The 20,071-nt window shown below is 62.8% G+C and carries 15 protein-coding genes; 3 read left to right on the top strand and 12 right to left on the bottom strand.

Going from position 1 to position 20,071, the window contains the following annotated elements; genetic code table 11:
• Window positions 1–67 precede the first annotated feature (67 nt).
• From ACFSNN_RS10740 to aldA, 3 genes are all read right to left on the bottom strand, one after another.
• Complete coding sequence (locus ACFSNN_RS10740; protein WP_134456080.1) at window positions 68–1,285, bottom strand: mandelate racemase/muconate lactonizing enzyme family protein; 1,218 nt, start codon at window positions 1,283–1,285, stop codon at window positions 68–70.
• The gene (locus tag ACFSNN_RS10745; RefSeq protein WP_134456081.1) at window positions 1,286–2,608 is read right to left on the bottom strand and encodes an MFS transporter; all 1,323 of its coding nucleotides are present in this window, start codon (window positions 2,606–2,608) and stop codon (window positions 1,286–1,288) included.
• Between the two features lie 153 nt (window positions 2,609–2,761).
• Window positions 2,762–4,207 carry an aldehyde dehydrogenase gene (gene aldA, locus ACFSNN_RS10750; RefSeq protein WP_134456082.1) on the bottom strand — a complete coding sequence of 482 codons (1,446 nt, stop codon included), beginning with the start codon at window positions 4,205–4,207 and terminating at the stop codon, window positions 2,762–2,764.
• A 284-nt stretch (window positions 4,208–4,491) separates the two neighbouring features.
• Between aldA and ACFSNN_RS10755 the strand changes: the two genes are divergently transcribed.
• Window positions 4,492–5,649 carry a porin gene (locus ACFSNN_RS10755; RefSeq protein ID WP_134458854.1) on the top strand — a complete coding sequence of 386 codons (1,158 nt, stop codon included), beginning with the start codon at window positions 4,492–4,494 and terminating at the stop codon, window positions 5,647–5,649.
• Between the two features lie 10 nt (window positions 5,650–5,659).
• Here ACFSNN_RS10755 and ACFSNN_RS10760 read toward each other — a convergent pair whose 3' ends face one another.
• The 8 genes from ACFSNN_RS10760 to nirB all read right to left on the bottom strand — a co-directional run bounded on the left by ACFSNN_RS10760 (window position 5,660) and on the right by nirB (window position 16,708).
• Window positions 5,660–6,025 carry an ArsR/SmtB family transcription factor gene (locus tag ACFSNN_RS10760; protein WP_134456083.1) on the bottom strand — a complete coding sequence of 122 codons (366 nt, stop codon included), beginning with the start codon at window positions 6,023–6,025 and terminating at the stop codon, window positions 5,660–5,662.
• On the bottom strand, window positions 6,009–6,470 hold the full coding sequence (locus tag ACFSNN_RS10765; RefSeq protein WP_134456084.1) for an SRPBCC family protein: 462 nt from the start codon (window positions 6,468–6,470) through the stop codon (window positions 6,009–6,011). The genes ACFSNN_RS10760 and ACFSNN_RS10765 overlap by 17 nt, the downstream gene beginning before the upstream one ends.
• A 161-nt stretch (window positions 6,471–6,631) precedes the next feature.
• Entirely contained in the window at window positions 6,632–7,120 is a 489-nt protein-coding gene (locus ACFSNN_RS10770; RefSeq protein ID WP_134456085.1) for an MgtC/SapB family protein, read from the bottom strand.
• A gap of 61 nt (window positions 7,121–7,181) precedes the next feature.
• Window positions 7,182–7,856, bottom strand: a complete 675-nt coding sequence (locus tag ACFSNN_RS10775; RefSeq protein WP_134456086.1) for a type IV pili methyl-accepting chemotaxis transducer N-terminal domain-containing protein — start codon at window positions 7,854–7,856, stop codon at window positions 7,182–7,184.
• Window positions 7,857–7,959: 103 nt separating this feature from the next.
• Entirely contained in the window at window positions 7,960–9,327 is a 1,368-nt protein-coding gene (locus ACFSNN_RS10780; RefSeq protein WP_134456087.1) for an MFS transporter, read from the bottom strand.
• 208 nt (window positions 9,328–9,535) lie between these two features.
• Window positions 9,536–13,747: a bifunctional nitrate reductase/sulfite reductase flavoprotein subunit alpha gene (locus ACFSNN_RS10785; protein ID WP_134456088.1), complete on the bottom strand. Its 4,212-nt coding sequence runs from the start codon at window positions 13,745–13,747 to the stop codon at window positions 9,536–9,538.
• Window positions 13,748–13,781: 34 nt separating this feature from the next.
• On the bottom strand, window positions 13,782–14,135 hold the full coding sequence (gene nirD, locus ACFSNN_RS10790) for a nitrite reductase small subunit NirD (RefSeq protein ID WP_134456089.1): 354 nt from the start codon (window positions 14,133–14,135) through the stop codon (window positions 13,782–13,784).
• Window positions 14,136–14,167: 32 nt separating this feature from the next.
• A complete protein-coding gene (gene nirB / locus ACFSNN_RS10795) occupies window positions 14,168–16,708 on the bottom strand; it encodes a nitrite reductase large subunit NirB (RefSeq protein WP_134456090.1) in 2,541 nt (846 codons plus the stop codon).
• A gap of 699 nt (window positions 16,709–17,407) precedes the next feature.
• Here nirB and cobA point away from each other — a divergent pair.
• Entirely contained in the window at window positions 17,408–18,223 is an 816-nt protein-coding gene (cobA, locus tag ACFSNN_RS10800; RefSeq protein WP_134456091.1) for a uroporphyrinogen-III C-methyltransferase, read from the top strand.
• A gap of 396 nt (window positions 18,224–18,619) precedes the next feature.
• Window positions 18,620–19,000, top strand: coding sequence for a response regulator (locus ACFSNN_RS10805; protein ID WP_134456092.1), 381 nt, complete (start codon window positions 18,620–18,622; stop codon window positions 18,998–19,000).
• A 147-nt stretch (window positions 19,001–19,147) separates the two neighbouring features.
• Here ACFSNN_RS10805 and ACFSNN_RS10810 read toward each other — a convergent pair whose 3' ends face one another.
• Complete coding sequence (locus ACFSNN_RS10810; protein WP_134456093.1) at window positions 19,148–20,023, bottom strand: MOSC domain-containing protein; 876 nt, start codon at window positions 20,021–20,023, stop codon at window positions 19,148–19,150.
• Window positions 20,024–20,071: the final 48 nt, after the last annotated feature.

Consider the following 20,071-nt stretch of genomic DNA (forward strand, 5'->3'; position numbering starts at 1 on the left):
CTATATCGCCAGACGGCGCTCAATCCATTGAAACGTAGTGGTGAAACCCGCCAGATGCAAGGCGCACTCAACCCTTGGCCGGCGCGAGATCCTTCACATCGGCAGGTTGCGCCGCCATTTGCAGATGCAAACGCTCGCCGGTGTACGGCGTGTGCTGCCTGACGACTTCCATGTTCAGTTCGACACCGAGGCCCGGTTCCTGCGATGGAATGATGTAGCCGTCTTCCCATTGAATCGGTTTCTTCAGCACGGCCGCATGAAAACCGTCCCACGTGCCGATGCTTTCCTGAATCAGGAAGTTCGGCGTGCACGTCGCGAGCTGGATGCTGGCCGCCGCGCCGATCGGCCCGTTGTACAGATGCGGCGCGATCTGCGCGTAGTACACCTCGGCCAGCGTCGCGACTTTCTTCGCTTCGAGCAAGCCGCCAACACGCGCCACGTTCAGTTGCAGGATCGACGCGGCGCCGGCTTCGAGCAGCTTGAAGAATTCGTACTTGGTGGTCAGGCGCTCGCCGGCCGCAATCGGAATGCTGGTGTGCTGCGCGACCTGCGCCATCGCGCCTTCCTGGCCCGGCGGCACCGGCTCTTCGAACCACAGCGGATCGTATTTTTCGAGGCGTTTCGCAAGCCGGATCGCCGACGAAGGCACCATCTGCCCATGCGTGCCGAACAGCAGATCCGCCTTGCTGCCCACTGCTTCGCGCACGCGCCGGCAGAAGGTTTCGCAACGGTCCAGCACTTCCATCGACAGTTGATGGCCCGAGTACGCCGTGTACGGTCCGGCCGGATCGAACTTCACCGCCGTGAAGCCGCGCTTGACGTTGTCGAGCGCGCATTCGGCGGCCAGATCGGGATCGTCGTAGTCGTACTCGCCGCGGCTGTTCTTCGGATACAGATACGTGTACGAACGCAGGCGCTGATTCACCATACCGCCCAGCAACTCGTACACCGGCTTGTTAGCCGCCTTGCCGATAATGTCCCAGCACGCCATTTCGAGGCCGCTGACCACGCCCATCATCGTCAGATCGGGGCGTTGCGTGAAACCGCTAGAATACGCTTCGCGCCAAAGCCGCTCGATGTGGTGCGGGTCTTTGTCGAGCAGATAGCGGCCGAATACGTCGTCGATGATGTGGGTCATCGCTTTCGGATGGAAGGTCGCCGAATAGATTTCGCCGACGCCTTCAATCCCGCAATCGGTCTTGAGCTTGACGAAGATCCAGTACATGCCGCCCACGTGCGGCGGCGGTACGGCGACGATATGCGTTTCGAGCGAGACGACTTTCATTTACGCAACCTCTTTTCTATTGAGCATGTTTCTCAGCGCGAGTCCGGCGAAACCGCCGAGCGCCGCCATGACGGCCACATAGCCGAAGTAGAGCTGGTAGCCGAAGACGCCCGGGAACGTCTGCGTCAGATAACCGTTGATGAGCGGCAGGAACACGTCCGGCGAATAACCGAGCACGGAGATCAGGCCGATCGCGAGGCCCATCGTGGTCACCGGAATGTTGCAGCGGTCCAGCAGCGACCAGTACAGGCCACGAATGGCGTAAGTCAGAATGCCGATGAACAGCACGAGGAACACCAGCAACACGTGGCTCGAAATACGCGGTGCCGCCATCAGTCCCACCAGCGACAGCGCGGCGAGAAAGAGCGCGATCACCAGCACTGACACCTTCGAATAGCGATCGCCGAGAAAGCCGCCGCCAATGCCGCCGATCGGGCGCATCCACAGCTTGAGCGTGGTGATCGTGCCGGCCATCACGACCGTGAGGCCGATTTCGCCTTCATGCAGATAGGCGGAGAAACTGTAGGTCGCCCAGAAAACCTGGTAGCCACAGAACACGATGGCGGCCACCAGCCACAGTTCGGGAATCTTCGCGAGCGTCTTCAGATCGGTCAGCACGTTGTTGCGTTGACGCGCGGCGCGATTGGCGGCGGCATCTTCAGTGCCCTGTGGGTCTTTGACGAGCGCAAGCACTACGCCGAGCGCAATGCAAAGAAACGCGTACATGTAGACCACCAGCTTGAAACCGGCCGCGACCGGTTCGCCTTTGGTTTGCGTCACCCATGCGAACAGTGTGATCGCGATGGTCGCGAGCATGGCTTCGATCAGCCCGCGTCCGCCGTCGAGCAAGCCGAAGAAACGGCCCTGCTCATGCGCGCCGGCAATCATCGTCACGCGTTTGATGACCGCGGCCCAGAACGTCAAACCGGTCGACAAACCCCAGCCGCCGAAGATCATCATCAGCATGGGAAAAGAAGGCGCGGTCGAATACCACAGCCCGAGCACGCCGGTGGCGATCAGCGAAAAGCAGATCAGCAAACGCGGCGCGATACGGTCCGCGAGCCAGCCGCTCGGCAGATAACTCAACAGAAAAATCGTGCCCAGCGACGAATACAGGTAGCCGAGCTGGCTGTCGGTGATGTGGAACACTGCGAGCATCGTCGGCTGATACACCTGCCGCAAATACAGAATCGGATAGATCGCGCCAGCTGCGATCACCAGCAGGATGAGCTGGATATAACGCTGCGTCTTGCTGTTTTGCAAGGCGGCTTCTTCGTCGCTTAAAGCGAGCGAAGCATCGGTTCGAACGGGTTGGGATGACACGTGAGCGCTCCTCAGAGACACAGCGCCGGCCCATCGGGCCGCCCGGTCTCCAATATGTTTTGTTATGGACTGGCAGCAGAATCGCCGCGCTTTTCAGGTTGCAAGGAAAACACGCGCCGTCGTTTTTGATGTGCGACGCGTGCCGGTTCAGCTTCAGTACTTCATGACCACGAGACGGGTCTGGGTGAATTCGAGCATGCCGTGCTTGCCGTCGTCGCCGCCGAGGCCCGAACGTTTCCAGCCGGCATGAAAGCCCTGATACGGATCGGCGGGCGTACGGTTCACATACAGTTCACCGGCTTCGATGCCGTTGGCGACCTTCATCGCGCCGCGATAGTTCTCCGTATACAGCACCGACGCGAGGCCGAATTGGTGGTCGTTGGCCATCTCCAGCGCTTCGTCGAGCGTGCGGTATTTGACGACCGGCATGATCGGACCGAAGGTTTCTTCCTGAATGATTTCCATGTCCTGACGGCAATTCGACAGCAACGTGGCCGGGTAGAAGAAGCCTTTGCCTTGACCTGGTATGGGCAGCTTGCCGCCGGTTTCGAGCGTGGCGCCGGCTGCGACCGCGCGTTCCACCATCGCGTGAATCGACTGGCGCGACGCGTCGTTGACGAGCGGACCCATCAGCGAGGGCTGCTCGCTGCGATCGCCGCTTTCCACCGCGCTCATGTGCTTTTTCAGCAGCGTGACGAAGCGGTCATGCACGCTTTCCTGCACATAGACGCGTTCGATCGCCGTGCACAACTGGCCGCAATGCGTGGTCTTGGACGCGACCAGATCGCGCGCGGCTTTCTCGAGATCGGCATCGGCCTCGATGATCGCGGGCGTCTTGCCGCCCAGTTCGAGCGACGGCTTGGCGATGTTGGCCTTGCAATAGTCGAGCACCTTGCGGCCCGCGCCGACGCTGCCCGTCAGCGTGATCATGCCGACCTTGGGATGCGTGCACAGCGCTTCGGCGGTGGCATGGTTCATTGCGAGAATGTTCACGACGCCCGCGGGCAAACCGGCCTTCTCCGCCGCCCTGGCAATTTCGAATGCGGAAGTCGGCGTGTTGTTGCTCGGGCGCACGACGACCGTGTTGCCGGCAATCAGCGCCGGCGCCACTTTGCGCATGAACGTGTAGACGGGATAGTTGAACGGAATCAGACACGCGACCACGCCGATCGGCTCGCGATGCAACACGAGATTTTCGTCGGGGGTATCGCTCGGAATCACTTCGCCTTCGATACGGCGCGCCCACTCTGCGTGATAGCGCGTGATCTGGCCGGCGTAGATCGCCTCGTTGGTGGCGTCGGCCACGCTCTTGCCCGACTCCAGCGCGAGCGCCGCGCCGATGGCCGGCGCGCATTCGGTCAGTGCATCGGCGAGCTTGTGCAGATAGACCGCGCGCTCGGCCGACGGCAGCTTGCGCCAGCCCTTTTGCGCGACGGCGGCGGCATCGACAGCGGCGATGACTTCGGCTTGCGTGGCGCCCGTGACATGGGCGATCACGGCCTCGGTGGCCGGATTGCAAACGGCGATGAGCTCGCGGCTAGCGGTGTCGGTCGCGGGTTCGATGAACCGGCCGTTAGCAAAATTCCGATCGAGTCGCATGGTCGTCTCCTGAAAAGCATGGTGCGAAAAACGCATTGCCCTCGGCTATGGACTTCATGCCAAAGGTGCATGAACGGAATTTTTCTCCGGGTCACCGCTCGCCACAAGCGAATAATTCGCGGGACAAACATTCGAAAAAATCACGTTTATCCAGGGATGTGCCTCATTCGCGAGTCGCATTCCGAATAGCAGAATCCGGGCTTTGCCAAAAGCAGCGGGCTGTAGACGCGTTCGGAATCGACCGGCGCGTTCGGTCCGCTCACTACCAGGGTCTGGAGCTCATGATGAAAAAGAACCGCATTGCTGCCGCCGCATTCACCGCACTCGCCTCGCTGGCGGCGTCGCCGGCCTTCGCTCAAAGCAGCGTCACGCTTTACGGCGTGCTCGACGAAGGCATCGACTACACCAACAACGCGGGGCACGGCGCGGTCTGGGAAATGGCGAGCGGCTATGCGCAAGGCAGCCGCTGGGGCATGAAGGGTTCGGAGGATCTGGGCGGCGGTCTGAAGGCCGTGTTTCAACTCGAAAACGGCTTCGACGTGAGTTCGGGACGGCTCGGCCAGGGTGGCCGCATGTTCGGCCGCCAGGCTTATGTGGGTCTGAGCGACGGCCGCTTTGGCACGGTCACACTCGGGCGCCAGTACGATTCCGTGGTCGATTATCTTGCGCAGACCACGGCCAACGGCAACTGGGCCGGCTATCTGTTCGCGCATCCGTACGACAACGACAACACCGACAACTCGTTCCGCCTCGGCAACAGCGTGAAATACGAGAGCCCGGAGATCGCGGGCTTCCAGTTCGGCGGCGCTTACGCCTTCAGTAACGACACCAACTTCGCGAACAATCGCGCGTATAGCTTCGGCGGGCAGTATGCGATTGGCGGCCTGCTGATCGCGGCGGCGTATATGCAGGCGGACAATCCCGGCGTGGGGTCGACGGGCGCGATTACCGCGAACGACGCGAGTTTTATCGCGGGACGTATGCGCGTGTTCGGCGGCGGCATCAACTACACGTTCGGCTCGGCGACGGCCGGTTTTGCCTACACCAACTCGAACTACAGGAATCCGACGGGCAACGGCTATATTGGCATTCCGCTGGCCGCGCCAGGTGTGACGTTGAATACGCTGAAGTACCAGAACTTCGAATTGAACGGCAAATACCAGTTCACGCCGGCGTTTTTCGTGGGCGCCCAGTACGTGTACACGATGGAAAACTACGATGCGTCGTCAGGCAGCGTGAAGCCGAAGATTCACTCGGTGGGTTTGATGGCGGATTACAACCTGTCGCGGCGCACCGATGTGTATGTGCAGGGTGAGTATCAGAAGGTCGCGGGCGATTCGACTCACTCGATTCTCGACGACGCGTTCATTCCGGGGGTGCAGGCGCCGTCGTCGACGGGCACCCAGGTCGCTGTTCGGGTTGCGCTGCGGCATAAGTTCTGAGCGGCGGTTTTCACTCCTCAACCGCCGCCTTCAACCTCGACAACGCGTGATCCCACTGCCGCGAGATCGCGTCGAGCGCGCGGCGCGCTTCGTCGAGATGGGTGGGCTCGAATTCCCACAAGCGTTCGCGGCCCACCTTGACGTCGCGCACCAGACCCGCATTGGCGAGCACTTCCAAGTGCTGCGTGACGGACTGCCGCGTGATGTCCGTTCCCGCCGTGAGTTGCGCAATCGACATCGCGCTGCCCGCGCACAATACCGCGACCAGACGCAGACGTGTCTCGTCGCCGAGCGCCGCGAAAATGGCCGCGGAACTGCGCAGCGCCGCCGCCTTCAGCGCCACTCCGCCAGACGTTTTCTTAACCCTTGGCGACATGCCGTTCGATGTTGGTCATCTGTTCATCCCACCCGCCGCTATTCATACGGAAAGCTTCTTCGCGGCGGCCGGGAGGAAGTTGATCGAAGCCCGACTCGACCACGCGCAATAAGGTGCCCGATTCGACCTCGGTCAACTCGAAAACGACCAAAGTAGTCGGCTCCGGCGAATAGTCCACATTGATATCGACCGCGGCCGGATGCCAGCGCCACGAAAGATGATGCTCGGGCTCGACACGCTCGACATGCACGTCCATGACGAGATATTCGTAGCCGGGATAGGTAATGTTGCCCTGCACGGACTGGCCGGCCACGAAATGTTTGCCGGCGAGATTCACGCCGAACCAGTTGCCGAATTCCTCGGCGTTGGATAGCGCGCGCCAGACGCGCGAGCGCGGCGCCTTTAGCAGAATCTGTTTTTCAATGCGATCGGTCGATGTGTTCATATGCAGCCTCCTGTCGACCAGAGTTGGCGCTTTAGCGCTTACTCTGGTCTCATGCAACGTAGTTACCAACTGCATATTAGGAACACGCTGGACAACATGCAAGTAATCGACTGCATGTTTTCTCACGGCGATTTCTCTTGGATCGACGGCTCGGCCCGCGCCTACTTCTCTTCCTGTTCCCGACTTTTGAACAGCCGCGCGCTCGACAGAATGGCCAGCGCGATCGCCACGCTGAGAATCGCCGTCGCCTCACGCCCGAGTCCCGCCGCCACGCCGACGCCCGCAGTGAGCCACAAGCTTGCCGCCGTCGTCAGACCGCGCACCTCGCGCTCGGCGCTGAGTTTGATGATGGCGCCCGCGCCCAGAAAACCAATCCCGGACACGAGTCCCTGCAAAACCCGGCTCATGTTGTCCTGCGAGAAACCGGCCTGCAGCGGCACGACCACGAACAGCGCCGCGCCGACCGAGACCATCATGTGCGTGCGCATGCCGGCGTCACGACGTGACATCTCACGTTCGAAACCGAGTATGCCGCCGAGTATCAACGCGAGCCCGAGGCGCATCAGAACCTGAGTGACGTCGGCCGCGCTGCCGAGATCGGAGAACTCTCCCCGGGCGGTTGCCCACACCGCGTGCCACCAGTTATCCATTACATTTGCCCGACGTTTCGGAAAACGCCAAGCATACGGCAATAACGCCGCACTGCGTGCTTCATCCCGCCGATGTTTTCTTCACGAACGCGCTCACAACGGCCTCAAGTTCCTTCGTGATCGACGTCATCACACCGGCCACCACGGCGAACTCGCGACCGGTCACATGAGCACGGCTCGCCACGATCTGACCGTTGAACGAGACGATGTGCGCTTCTTTCGCGATAGCCTTGATCCGCTCGATCAACTGCTGCTGCTCTTTCTTCTGCAATCGCGCTATGCGCCGGCTTTCCTGTTCATAGACGGCTGTGACGCCGTGCAGATGCGTGAGCAACGGATCGACCGAATCGACCAGGGCCTTGAGTGCATCGCCCGCGCGCGGCGAAGCGCGCCCGATCGCCTCCAGCGCCGTCGAAGCTAGCGCGATAAAGTCCGCGATCTTTCCGGCGACATTCTCGCGGCCGTGAAATGCCTCGCGCAACGCTGGCGAAAACAGACCGGGCAAACCATCGCGGCCTTGAATCAGCACCGTATGACTATCGGTAAATGTGTTGAGCGTGTCGCGCGCGATCGCCAGCGCGCCGTCGAGTTGTTCAAGCGCCAGCATTGCTTTCAACACGATGCGCTGCGAAAGCATCCGCTGACGCCCCGCCATATTGATCAACGAACTCAACACCTCGCTGGAGACGTCCGCGTCGGACGGCGGTGCGTGAACCCGTTCTGTCGTGATGCTCATTTTGACTTCTTATGATTTCTGATCGGCCCCGTCGCACGATCCGCACCGCCACGTTAGCGTGGCAGCCGGATCGTCCGCGTTACTGCTTTACTCCATCGCTCCATCACTCCGTTGCGTGCGCGTGCATCACACCGGTGTGCATGGACCACGCCATCCACGGACGGCGCAGTGCGACGATTGCGATGAACGCGCAGGCCGCCAGCGCGCCGAACGTCGCGAAGCCCATCTGATAGCTGCCCGTGCTTTCCTTCGCGATACCCATCACGACCGGCAGATAGAATCCGCCGATGCCACCGGCGGCGCCGACGATGCCCGACATCAGACCCGTGCGGCCGGCCCAGCGATGCGGCACCAGCTGGAAGGTCGCGCCGTTACCGAGACCGAAGGCCACATACAGGCACAACAGCAGCGCGATGCCACCGGCCATGGCCGGCATGGCCGCGGCGAACACGAAGTCGCACAGCGAAATGACCGCGAGCAGGAAAGTCAGCGCGCGCACGCCGGACACCTTGTCGGCAATCAGGCCGCCGAGCGGGCGCACCATCGCGCCGGTCGCGGCGAGCAGCGCCATGAAGAGGCCCGCGTCGATCTTCGAGAGCTGATAGAGATTGGTCAGCAGCAGCGTGACATACGAGGACATACCGACGAAACCGCCGAACGTAATGCTGTACACCAGCATGATCGCCCATGTGTCACGCTCGGCCAGCACCGCGCGGTAGCGCTTGGGCAGCACAGCGATCGCCAGCAGAGCGCCGATCACCGGCAACAGCAGCACACCCGTTTTGCCGGAACCGAACATGCCGGCTTCGACGAGCAGCACCAGCACGATCAAGCCGACCAGCGTCACCGCGAAGCTGCCGAATGCGCGCAGCGCGCTGCCGGTTTTCACGCCGGAGTCGTTGGCCCAGAAATACAGCGTGATCGCGGCGATCGCGAGCAAAGGCAGAGCGCCGCCGGCGGCCATCTGCCAGCCGTAGTGCGTCGCCAGTTGCGGGAACAGAAAGCCGTCGAGCACCGCACCGATATTGCCGGCCGCGGCGAGGCCCAGCACGAGGCCCTGCACCTTCGGCGGATAGTTGCTGCCCGCCATCGGCAGCGCCACCGCGAAACTCGCACCGCCCACGCCGAGGAACACGCCGAGCACCAGCAGCATCGTGTACGACGGCACGGACGGCAGCAACGGCAACACGATGGTCGGCACCGCCGACAACAGCACGCCCATCAGCGCAATGCGCTTGCCGTGCGCGGATTGATACAGGTTACCGAGCGTCACGCGCAGAATCGCGGCCGACAGCACCGGCACCGCGACGAGCAAACCCTGTTGCGCGGGCGTCATCGCGATGCTCTTGCTGATGAACGGTGCGAGTGGTCCATACAGGACCCATACGGTAAAGCCCGTGTCGAAATAGAGGAAACACGCCACCAGCGCGCGCCAGTCCCCACTCTTTAGGGAGCTCATCACGTTTTTCATCAGATATCCTCACAAAACTGATTTTTCGACTATCCAGCAGATCGCGCCACGCGCCACGCACCGGAATGATCACGATGTTGAAAACCGGCATAAACATGCAACCTCCATGCCATGCGGCTCCTTCTTTTGAAGCTGTACTGCGTACTCTTTGAAACCTTGAAACCTTGAAACGGCAAGCGCATTCGTGGCGCTGAAACCCGCGTGATGATCAATAAACGTCGCGCGCGTAGCGCTTTTCCTGCGCGAGACGGTTCACGTATTCGAGTGCTTTTTCGTCGCTCATGCCGCCATGACGGGCAACCACTTCCTTGAGCGCCGCGTCCACATCCTTCGCCATCCGGTTGGCGTCGCCGCATACGTAGAAATGCGCACCGTCTTCGAGCCACGACCACAGTTGCGCACCCTGTTCGCGCATGCGGTCCTGCACATAGACCTTATCCGCCTGGTCGCGCGAGAACGCGACGTCGAGCCGCGTCAGCACGCCGGTGTCGCGCATCGATTCGAGTTCGTCGCGATAGTAGAAATCGGAGGCAGCATGCTGCTCGCCGAAGAAGAGCCAGTTGCGGCCCCTATCGCCGCGCGCACGCCGTTCGTGCAGAAAGCCGCGAAACGGTGCAACGCCGGTGCCGGGACCGACCATGATCATCGGCGTATCGGAACCATGAGGAGGACGAAAGTGCGCGGACTTCTGCACGAACACAGGCACGTTGACATCGCCCGCGCGGTCGGCGAGAAATGTCGACGACACGCCTTTGCGATGACGTCGGCCATTGCTGTAGCGCACCGCGGCAACGGTCAGATGAACTGCGCCCACATGTGCTTTCGGGCTCGATGCAATCGAATAGAGACGCGGCTGCAGACGCTTGAGCATGCCGGTCAATTCGGCGGCCGTGAGGCTCACCGGAAATTCGTGCAGCACGTCGGCGATCTGCTGGCCCCACAACCACTGTTTGAGGTCGGCCTTGCGCTCGGGCGACAGCAGATCGCGCAGCGCGCCGTTATGGCTGCGCGCGGCGACGAACGCGAGAAGATCGGGGCTTGGCCGCGCGATCTCGTAGTGCTTCCCGAGTGCATCGGCAAGACGCATTTCGCCCACGCCCGCCACGTTCACCGCGGCATCCGCGCTCGCGCCGCTCAGCGTGATCAACTCGTCGACCAGCTCCGGGCAGTTGCTCGGCCAGACGCCGAGCGCATCGCCTGCTTCGTATTCGAGTCCTGAGTCGCCGGTGCTCAGCGAAAAGTAGCGCGTGTCTTTCGCCGCGCCCTGCTTGTTCAGGCGCAGATTGCTGACGAGCCGCGACGCGGCCGGCCGCGTTTTGGTCGCCACTGTGCCCGGCACCACCGCGTTGATCATGCCGCCCGGCGGCACGGCGTACAGCGCGGCATCCTCTTCCTTGATGCGCACGATGACGCGTTCGAGCCACGCGTCCGCGCTTTCCTGATACTCGCTATCGCAATCGACTCGCTCCATCAGGCGCAGCGCGCCTTGTCCGGCGAGCCGCTCGTCGAGTCGGCGGCCGTGGCCGCAGAACTGGTCATAATTGCGATCGCCGAGCGCCAGCACCGCGAAGCGCACGCCGTCGAGGCGCGGCGCACCCTCGGCGTTCAATTGCGTCCACAAACTTTGCGCGTTGTCGGGCGGATCGCCGTCGCCGAAGGTGCTCGTCATGAGCAGCACGTATTGGGCTTTGGCGAGCGTCGACGCCTGATAATCCGCCATGCACGACGTGCGGATTTCAAAGCCCGACTCCATTAAACGCGTGGCATAGCCCTCGGTCAGCGACTCGGTGTTGCCGGTTTGCGAGGCCCACAAGAGGGTGACTTTCGGCCGTGCGCGCACGATCCGCACGCCGGACGAAGCGTGTGATGTTTCCGCATTCGTCGCGGCATGCGGCGTTGTCGACGCAGCAACCGGAGCGCTCGCACTGCGGCTATAAAGACCGGCCAGCAAACCGTCGACGTAAAGGCGGTTCGTCGCATCGAACGGTGCGCTTGCCGGCAGAACCGGCACGCGGTCGATACCTTGCGCTTCCGCCGAACGCAGTCCATTCACGAAGCCGGCCAGATAGACGCGCTCCTGATCGGTAAGGGAACGCGCGGGTGTTGGCGGCAACTGCAACAGGCTGGTGAGTGCATCGATACGGGGCATATCCAGATCCTCGGCGCTTGCCGATACGGTGTTGGCTGGCGCCGCGCTTGCAGCGACTGCAACGGCTCCATCAGCCAGCGATACATCGTCGTCATTCAGGAAAGGCTCGACGCGCTCGGCCGCCACCGGGCTCAGCGCCACTGCGCAGAACTTGAGTTCGGGCTGCTGCGAAACCGGGTCGATGGAGTCGCTCGTCACGGCATTGATGCACAGGTCGTCGCCGAACACGTCGTTCCAGTGCATCGGCGCAAAGCACTGCCCCGCGTTCACGCGCTCGGTCACGACAGCCGGCAACACCGCGCGACCACGGCGCGAACGAATCTCCACCGGGTCTTTCGCCTTGATGCCGAGCGTGGCGGCATCTTCGGGATGAATCTCGACGAACGGGACGGGGTTCAGCTTGTTGAGCATCGCGACCTTGCCGGTCTTGGTCATCGTGTGCCATTGATGCTGCAGACGGCCGGTATTCAGCACGATCGGAAACTCACGATCCGGCAGTTCAGCCGGCGCCGCGTAGGCACGCGCGAAGAACATGGCCTTGCCGCTCGCCGTCGGAAACACGAGCCGCGGACGGCTGCCGTCGGGCCGTTCCTTGAGCCTTTGACTCACGCCGTCGTTGAGGTAACGCACCGGATTGCGGTCGGCGGAATCATCCGATGCAAGCGGCCATTGCAACGGTGTTTCCTTCAGACGGCGGTGGCTTGCGCCGCGCAAGTCGTAACCGGTTTTCAGATTCGACGCGCGGGTGATTTCCGCGAAGACTTCCGCGGCGCTCGCGTAGGTGAAGGCATCGGCGAAACCCATTTCACACGCGACGCGCGCGATGATCTGCCAGTCCGGCAACGCAGCGCCCGGCGGTTCGATGCCCTTCTGCATCAGCGTGAGATTGCGCTCAGAGTTGATCATCACGCCTTCGGCTTCGGCCCACAGCGCGCCGGGCAGCAGCACGTCGGCATAGCGGTTGGTCTCAGTATCGAGGAACGCGTCCTGCGCGATCACGAGTTGCGCCGCGCTCAATCCTTCGATCACGTTCTGACGATTCGCCACGCTCGCCACCGGATTCGTGCAGATGATCCAGCACGCCTTGATCTCCCCCGCCGCCATGCGCGCGAACATATCGATCGTGCCATTGCCGACCTGCGGCTTGAGCGAACCCTTCGGAATGCCCCACAGGTCTTCGATAAACGCGCGGTCTTCTTCGACCAGCACCGAGCGTTGACCCGGCAGGCCCGGCCCCATGTACCCCATCTCGCGACCGCCCATCGCATTGGGCTGGCCCGTCAGCGAAAACGGGCCGCTGCCGCGCCGGCAAATCTTGCCCGTCGCCAGATGCAGGTTGCAGATCGCGTTGGTGTGCCATGTGCCGTGCGTGCTCTGATTCAGGCCCATGGTCCAGCAGCTGATCCACTCTTTCGCCGAGCCGATCATCCGCGCGGCCTCGCGGATATCTTCGACGGCGAGGCCGGTGATTTGCGCGACGTTTTCCGGCGTGTAGTCGGCCAGAAACGCGGGCATTGCGTCCCAGCCTTCGGTGGCGTCGGCGATGAAAGCGGCATCCGTATGGCCGTTTTCGTGCAACAGATGCAGCAGGCCGTTGAGCAACGCGAGATCGGTGCCCGGCTTGATCTGCATGAAGAGATCGGCCTTCTCCGCCGTGGTATTGCGGCGCGGATCGACGACGATCAGTTTGGCGCCGGCCTTCACGCGATCCATCATGCGCAGGAACAGAATCGGGTGACAGTCGGCCATATTCGCGCCGATCACGAAGAACAGGTCGGCGTGATCGATGTCCTCGTATGATCCCGGGGGACCGTCCGCGCCGAGCGACAGTTTGTAGCCGCTGCCCGCGCTCGCCATGCACAGGCGTGAATTCGATTCGATGTTGTTGGTGCCGACAAAACCCTTGGCGAGTTTGTTGACGAGGTACTGCGCCTCGATCGACATCTGCCCGGAGACGTAGAACGACAGCGCGTCGGGGCCGTGTTCATCGAGCAGGCCGCGCAAGCGCGTGGCCGTGGTGCTGATCGCCTGCGCCATCGGCAGCGGCGCGGGGTCCTGGCCGCGCGCGTGACGCACGAACGCGTCTTCGAGACGCCCCGACTTGCGCAACGCGACGTGCGCCGACTGACCCTTCGTGCACAGCCGTCCGAAATTGGCCGGATGCTCCTTGTCGCCGGAAATTTTCACGACCTGGCCGTCCTCGACGTGCAGGACCATACCGCAGCCAACGCCGCAGTAGGGGCACACGGTTTTTACGTTAGTGGAGGACATGGCGAGCGACGTCGTTAAGAAGGAATTCAGCGATTCAAACCGCGACCCACACCTGGCCGTTTTCCACCCGCGCGGCAAACGCGCCGACGGAATGTGCCGGTGTTTCGAGGCACTCGCCGGTGCGCAGGTCGAAGTGGTGCTTGTAGATCGGCGAAGCGACCACGACGCGCTCGCCGAGGCTGCCAATCAATCCGCGCGAGAGCACCGCGGCCTGCGAGCCCGGATCGAAGTTTTCGATCGCGTACACGATCGGGTCCGCGTCACCGTTGTTCACATGAAAAACCGCGACCTGTTCGCCGTTGACGAGCGCGCAAACACCCGTGTTGGGCACGATGTCGTCGAGCGGGCAAACCGGCGTCCAGGAGCGTGGCAGGCGATCGTTGTTCATGACGGAAGTCCTCGGTAAATGGTGCGGTTCAATCAAACGGTTTCGACGACAACGGGAATCGCCGCGAGCTTCGAGCGCCGCTCGGCAGGCATGGCCGGCCGGATCTGGCCGCGCTCCTCGACAAATGCAACGTTGCTGTCCGACTCGCCGCTGTTGACGAAATGACGGAAGCGCTTGCGCGTTTCGGGATCGGTGACAGCCTTCTTCCATTCGCACTCGTAGGTGTCGACGACGTGCTGCATTTCCGACTCGAGTTCGTCGGCCACACCCAGGTGGTCGTTGACGACCACGTCGATCAGATAATCCAGACCGCCTTCGAGGTTCTCGCGCCACACGCTGGTGCGTTGCAGACGGTCGGCAGTACGCACGTAGAACATCAGGAAACGGTCGATGTAGCGCACCAGCGTCTCCTTATCGAGGTCCGACGCGAGCAGTTCGGCGTGGCGCGGTTTCATGCCGCCGTTGCCGCACACATAGAGATTCCAGCCCTTTTCGGTCGCGATGATGCCGACGTCCTTGCCTTGCGCTTCCGCGCATTCGCGAGTGCAGCCCGACACGCCGAACTTGATCTTGTGCGGCGTGCGCAGGCCCTTGTAGCGGTTTTCGATCTCCACCGCGAGACCCACCGAATCGCCGACGCCGTAGCGGCACCACGTCGAACCGACACACGATTTCACGGTGCGCAGCGACTTGCCGTAGGCGTGGCCCGATTCGAAACCGGCGGCGATCAGTTCTTCCCAGATAAGCGGCAATTGCTCGACGCGCGCGCCGAACAGATCGACACGCTGGCCGCCGGTGATCTTCGTATAGAGGCCGTACTTCTTGGCGATCTGGCCGACTGCGATCAAACCATCGGGCGTCACTTCGCCGCCGGCCATGCGCGGCACGACCGAATAGGTGCCGTCACGCTGAATGTTGGCGAGGTAGTAGTCGTTGGTGTCCTGCAGCGAGGCGTGCTCCTTCTTCAGCACGAACTCGTTCCAGCACGACGCGAGCACGCTCGCCACCAGCGGCTTGCAGATATCGCAGCCGAGGCCGTGGCCGTGCTTCGCGAGCAGTTCGCCGAAGCTGCGCACGCCTTCCACACGCACGATGTGATACAGCTCCTGGCGCGAATACGCGAAGTGTTCGCAGACGTGGTTGTTGACCGCGAGACCCTGCTTCTTCATCTCGGCCTTCATCACCTGCGTGACGAGCGGCACGCAACCGCCACATGACGTGCCGGCGGTCGTCGCGCATTTCAACGCGCCGATGTCGGTCGCGCCGGCACAAACGGCGGCGCACAACTCGCCCTTCGAGACGTTGTTGCACGAACAGATTTGCGCGGAAGCGGGCAAGGAATCGACGCCGATCGCGGGTTTCGCATTGCCGTCGGCCGCCGGCAAGATCAGGAATTCAGGCGACGCCGGTAGTTCGATGCGGTTCAACATCATCTGCAGCAGCGTGCCGTATTCGCCGGCGTCGCCCACCATCACGCCGCCCAGCAAATATTTGCCGCACTCCGACACCACCAGCTTCTTGTAGACCTGCTTGCGCTCGTCGCTGAACTGGTACGCGCGGCTGCCAGGCGTGCTGCCGTGCGCGTCGCCGATGCTCGCCACGTCCACGCCCATCAGCTTGAGCTTGGTGCTCATGTCGGCGCCGGCGAATTCCGCCGTGTCGCCTAGCAGTTGCTTCGCCACCGCGCGAGCCATGTCGTAGCCCGGCGCCACGAGGCCGAACAGCTGACCGTTCCACAGCGCGCATTCGCCGATCGCGTAGATGTGCGGATCGCTCGTGCGGCACGCGTTATCGATCACGATGCCGCCGCGCGGGCCGAGCGTCAGGCCGCTCGCGCGCGCCAGATCGTCACGCGGACGAATGCCCGCGGAGAACACGATCATGTCGGTGTCGAGATGGCTGCCGTCGGCGAAATGCATGCGGTGGGTGCCCGCTTCGCCGTCGACGATCGCCGTGGTGTTCTTCTGCGTATGCACCGTCACGCCCAGTTCTTCGATCTTGCCGCGCAGCACGCGGCCGCCGCCGTCGTCCACCTGCACGGCCATCAGACGCGGCGCGAATTCGACCACGTGCGTTTGCAGGCCCATGTCGCGCAGCGCCTTCGCGCATTCGAGGCCGAGCAGTCCGCCGCCCACCACCGTGCCCGTCTTCGAGCGCGCGCCGCATTCGCGCATCGCTTCGAGATCGTCGATAGTTCGGTACACGAAGCAATCGGCGCGTTCACGGCCCTCGACGGGCGGCACGAACGGATAGGAACCGGTCGCGAAAACCAGTTTGTCATAAGGCAATGTTTCGCCCGTCGACACCGTCACGGTGCGCGCATCGCGATCGACCGTCACGGCCTTCGCATTCAGCTTGAGCAACACGTTCTGGCGTTCGAAGAAGCCTGGCTCGACCAGCGACAGATCGTCCGCAGTCTTGCCCGCGAAAAACTCGGACAGGTGGACGCGGTCGTAGGCCGGCCGCGATTCCTCGCACAGCACCGTGATGTCGAGCCCGTGCGCGGCGTCTTGTGCGAGGCACTCGACCAGTTTGTGACCGACCATCCCGTGACCGATAACGATGATTTTCATGAGCGCGGTTTCCTCAATGTGCTGGTTGCGAGCGACGCCGTAAGGCATGTGGCGAAAACGATTCTGGAAATAAAAACGGCGTCCCGCGAACCCAGTCGATGACTGAATTCGGGGGACGCCGTTGTCCTGACCTGTCCTGCAGCGAGTACTTTGTGTTGCACTCGCGCCGGATCCACGTTGATCCGATGGCAAGGCTTAATGCAAAGCCTATGCCAGTTGCGCGAAATGTCGGTGACGAGGCCGTGGCGCAGGGGTTTGCGGCGAATCGCATGCGTGTGCGGCAAAGCGGGCGCACGACGCGTTTTGATGCAGTGGGGCACATGGATGGTGCGACGCAGCACCCTGCGCGTGCGAAGTGCACGCTCGCGAACGGTGCGTGGCGTGGGCGTTGGCGACGTTATTCGCGAGGCGTGGCAAGGCGTACAGCGCGTCCGGCCGATGCATGGCGTAGTCCTTGCATAAGCAGTGGCGAGTTCATGGCGGCAACGCGGCCACGACATGTAGCACATACCATGCGGGCGAAACACAACGCTGTGTTTCACCGCGCCTGAAGCGAAGCGGCAAAGCAGCACACCACGCAGTAACCGGACAACGGCGTCCCCTCGTGTTCATCACGAGCGGATGCCGTTTTTTATTGGACGCCGGCGACAGCAATCGCCGGCCGATACAGAAGCGAAGGACACCGTGATACATACCGCGATGAACGCCAACACCGGCAAGGTCACCTTATTGAGCGCCGGCCCCGGCGACCTTGATCTGCTCACGCTCAAGGCCGTGAAAGCGCTGGCCGCCGCCGATGTCGTGCTGCTCGACGACCTCGCGAATCCGGAGATCGTGACACTGGCGCCGCAAGCGCGGGTGATTCGCGTCGGCAAACGCGGCGGCTGCCGCTCGACGCCGCAAGTTTTTATCGAACGGCTGATGCGGCGCTATGCGCTCAAGGGCTTGCACGTGGTGCGGGTGAAAGGCGGTGAAGCCCTATTGTTCGGACGCGCCGGTGAAGAGCTCGCGGTCTTGCGCGACGCCGGCATTCCGGTGGAAATCATTAACGGAATCTCGTCCGGGTTCGCGGCTGCCGCGGGACTCGGCATTTCGCTCACGCATCGCCGCCATTGCCATGGCGTGAGCTTCGTCACCGCACATACGGAGGATCACGGCGAGCCGGACTGGGCCGCGCTGGCCGCGACGCGCACCACGCTAGCCATCTATATGGGGATGCGGCGGATCGACAGCATCGCGTCCGCGCTGCTCGCGAATTTGCCGGCGGACACGCCCGCCGCCGTCGTGCAATGGGCCGGTGGCAGCAACGAACGGCGTTTGATGAGCCGCCTTGACCGGCTCGCTGCGGATGCGACGAGCGCGGGCTTCGGCAGCCCGGCGGTGATTCTGGTGGGCAACGCGATCGGCGAGAGCGTCGAGCGCGTGTGGGCGATCGATGAGGGACAGTGCGACGAAGCGGCCACGATCCAAAACGATATGCCGAAGGCGCGCGAGGCAATCGCGCAGGCCGCGTGATGAGCCGTCTGCGCGCCTTCTCAGCTGCTCGTGCTTGAACGCCCGTAGACACCCTCGCGGCGAAGCACGGCTGGATCGCGATCAGCCCGGCAAATAGGTCGAACATGCGCAAAGTGCGTGGATTCGAGACCTCGGCCAGACTCGGGCGATCGTGCAGGGATTACCGAAATAGGTGCCGTCGGCAAGAATGATCGGTACGGAGATAAAACTGCCCGACTTGTAGATTTGCGCCGTCTGACGGCCGTGATTAACCGAATCCGTATGGGAATTGTCGGTGACGATAGACGCCCGCGCGGCGCATGACTCGAAACATAGCGTGGTGTGCGGACCCAGACCTGTCGCCGGGACTTCAAATTGCTCACCTATCTGTCAGGATCACAACCTGAGAGAAATCAGATGGCCCATCATCCAGCCGCACGCCTTCTGATCGCCGACGACGACGCGAATCTGCTGGCCGCCTACGTACTCTACTTCAGCGCGCATGGTTTCGAGATCCGGACCGCGCGCAACGGGCTCGATGCGCTGGCTCAATACTGCGCGTGGCATCCGCAGGCCGCGTTGCTGGACGTCGAAATGCCGCGTCTGGACGGCCGCGCGGTGGCGCGGCGAATCCGCTACGTGGGCGATATTCCGGCGCCCACGCTGGTCGCGGTCACCGGGCTCGAACGCGCTGAGGAAGTCAGCAAATCGCTGCGTTCGGGCTTCGACCATCATTTCGTCAAGCCGGTGCCGATGCCGGTGATCCTCGCGGCGTTGACCGCGCGTGTCCGGCATTAGCCCGTGTTGTCCACCGAAGTGCGCTGGCTTGGCGCGCAGTTGCCGTCCACAAGGCGTTGACCGTCTGCGTTGGCCATATGCGTTGAACGTGCGTTCCGACCGCGCGCCTTGACCGTGATTGACCCGCGCTTTACCCCAGCATCGCCGTCAATCGCCGAAACCCAGTTCCGCTGCCACAGCCTGCCCCACGCGCAGCCACGTTCCGGCGCCGCTCGCGACCAACGCGTTGTTGCCGAACGTGATCGCCCCATTTCGCTGTGGATTCGCGCGATAGACGCTCATCGTGTCGCTCGGCTCGTTCGGCCAGTCCGGATCGGGCGCGCCTTTGGCCTGGTCGATGGTCGGCATCGGACAGCGCGTGCACGGCTTGACCAGTTGCAGTTGCGCGCCCCCGCCCGCTTCCCCGTCGACGCTCAGCGTCTCCACATAGTCCTCCTCATACGCGTCGAGCCCCGTCAGCACCACGTTGGGACGGAACCGGTCGATTGGAATCGACGGCGCGCCCTTGCCGTTCAGGCGCGTGTTCAGATCGTCGAGCGACGCCTGGCCGATCACCAGCAGCGGAAAACCATCCGCGAAATGGGTGGTCGCGCGGCCCACTCCCTCCGTGTAGTCCGGATCGACGATGCGCTCGCGTTCAGGATCAAAGCGCAGGAGCCGCGCGGGTACGCCGAGAAACGTCGAAAACCATGCGGCGCATACGTCGCCGGTGTCGAGCCCGTAGGCCGCGTCGCGCCAGACTCTGGTTTCTACCGCGAGCGGCGCCGCGAGCCGCGCGCTTTCCAGCGGCGTGCGCAACTCGCTCATGCCGGGCGCGCGGATCACGAGATCCTCGGCGCCGAGTTCCACCTTGATCAGCGCCATGCGCGGATACGCGCGCTGCGTGAGCATGGCGCCGGCCGGGTCGGTGACCATCCAGCAGCGGTCGTATTCGAGGCCGGTGGCAAGCAGACGCGCTTCGTTGAGCGCAATGCCCGCGCAGGATTTGATCGGATAGACGAATAGTTCGCTGATGGTCGGCATGGCGTGGTGTGCACGTGGGGAGCGTGCGAATTCTTGTGTTTGATGCCT

The sequence above is a fragment of the Paraburkholderia dipogonis genome, from assembly GCF_042680985.1.
GTDB classification, from domain to species: domain Bacteria; phylum Pseudomonadota; class Gammaproteobacteria; order Burkholderiales; family Burkholderiaceae; genus Paraburkholderia; species Paraburkholderia phytofirmans.

Excerpts from the sequence above, each read along its gene's own strand:
- cobA (WP_134456091.1), top strand. The coding sequence starts at position 17,408 with ATGAACGCCAACACCGGCAAGGTCACCTTATTGAGCGCCGGCCCCGGC.
- aldA (WP_134456082.1), bottom strand. The coding sequence starts at position 4,207 with ATGCGACTCGATCGGAATTTTGCTAACGGCCGGTTCATCGAACCCGCG.
- ACFSNN_RS10760 (WP_134456083.1), bottom strand. The coding sequence starts at position 6,025 with ATGTCGCCAAGGGTTAAGAAAACGTCTGGCGGAGTGGCGCTGAAGGCG.
- ACFSNN_RS10775 (WP_134456086.1), bottom strand. The coding sequence starts at position 7,856 with ATGAGCATCACGACAGAACGGGTTCACGCACCGCCGTCCGACGCGGAC.
- ACFSNN_RS10755 (WP_134458854.1), top strand. The coding sequence starts at position 4,492 with ATGAAAAAGAACCGCATTGCTGCCGCCGCATTCACCGCACTCGCCTCG.
- ACFSNN_RS10805 (WP_134456092.1), top strand. The coding sequence starts at position 18,620 with ATGGCCCATCATCCAGCCGCACGCCTTCTGATCGCCGACGACGACGCG.
- ACFSNN_RS10780 (WP_134456087.1), bottom strand. The coding sequence starts at position 9,327 with ATGAAAAACGTGATGAGCTCCCTAAAGAGTGGGGACTGGCGCGCGCTG.
- ACFSNN_RS10765 (WP_134456084.1), bottom strand. The coding sequence starts at position 6,470 with ATGAACACATCGACCGATCGCATTGAAAAACAGATTCTGCTAAAGGCG.
- ACFSNN_RS10810 (WP_134456093.1), bottom strand. The coding sequence starts at position 20,023 with ATGCCGACCATCAGCGAACTATTCGTCTATCCGATCAAATCCTGCGCG.
- nirB (WP_134456090.1), bottom strand. The coding sequence starts at position 16,708 with ATGAAAATCATCGTTATCGGTCACGGGATGGTCGGTCACAAACTGGTC.
- ACFSNN_RS10740 (WP_134456080.1), bottom strand. The coding sequence starts at position 1,285 with ATGAAAGTCGTCTCGCTCGAAACGCATATCGTCGCCGTACCGCCGCCG.
- nirD (WP_134456089.1), bottom strand. The coding sequence starts at position 14,135 with ATGAACAACGATCGCCTGCCACGCTCCTGGACGCCGGTTTGCCCGCTC.
- ACFSNN_RS10770 (WP_134456085.1), bottom strand. The coding sequence starts at position 7,120 with ATGGATAACTGGTGGCACGCGGTGTGGGCAACCGCCCGGGGAGAGTTC.
- ACFSNN_RS10785 (WP_134456088.1), bottom strand. The coding sequence starts at position 13,747 with ATGTCCTCCACTAACGTAAAAACCGTGTGCCCCTACTGCGGCGTTGGC.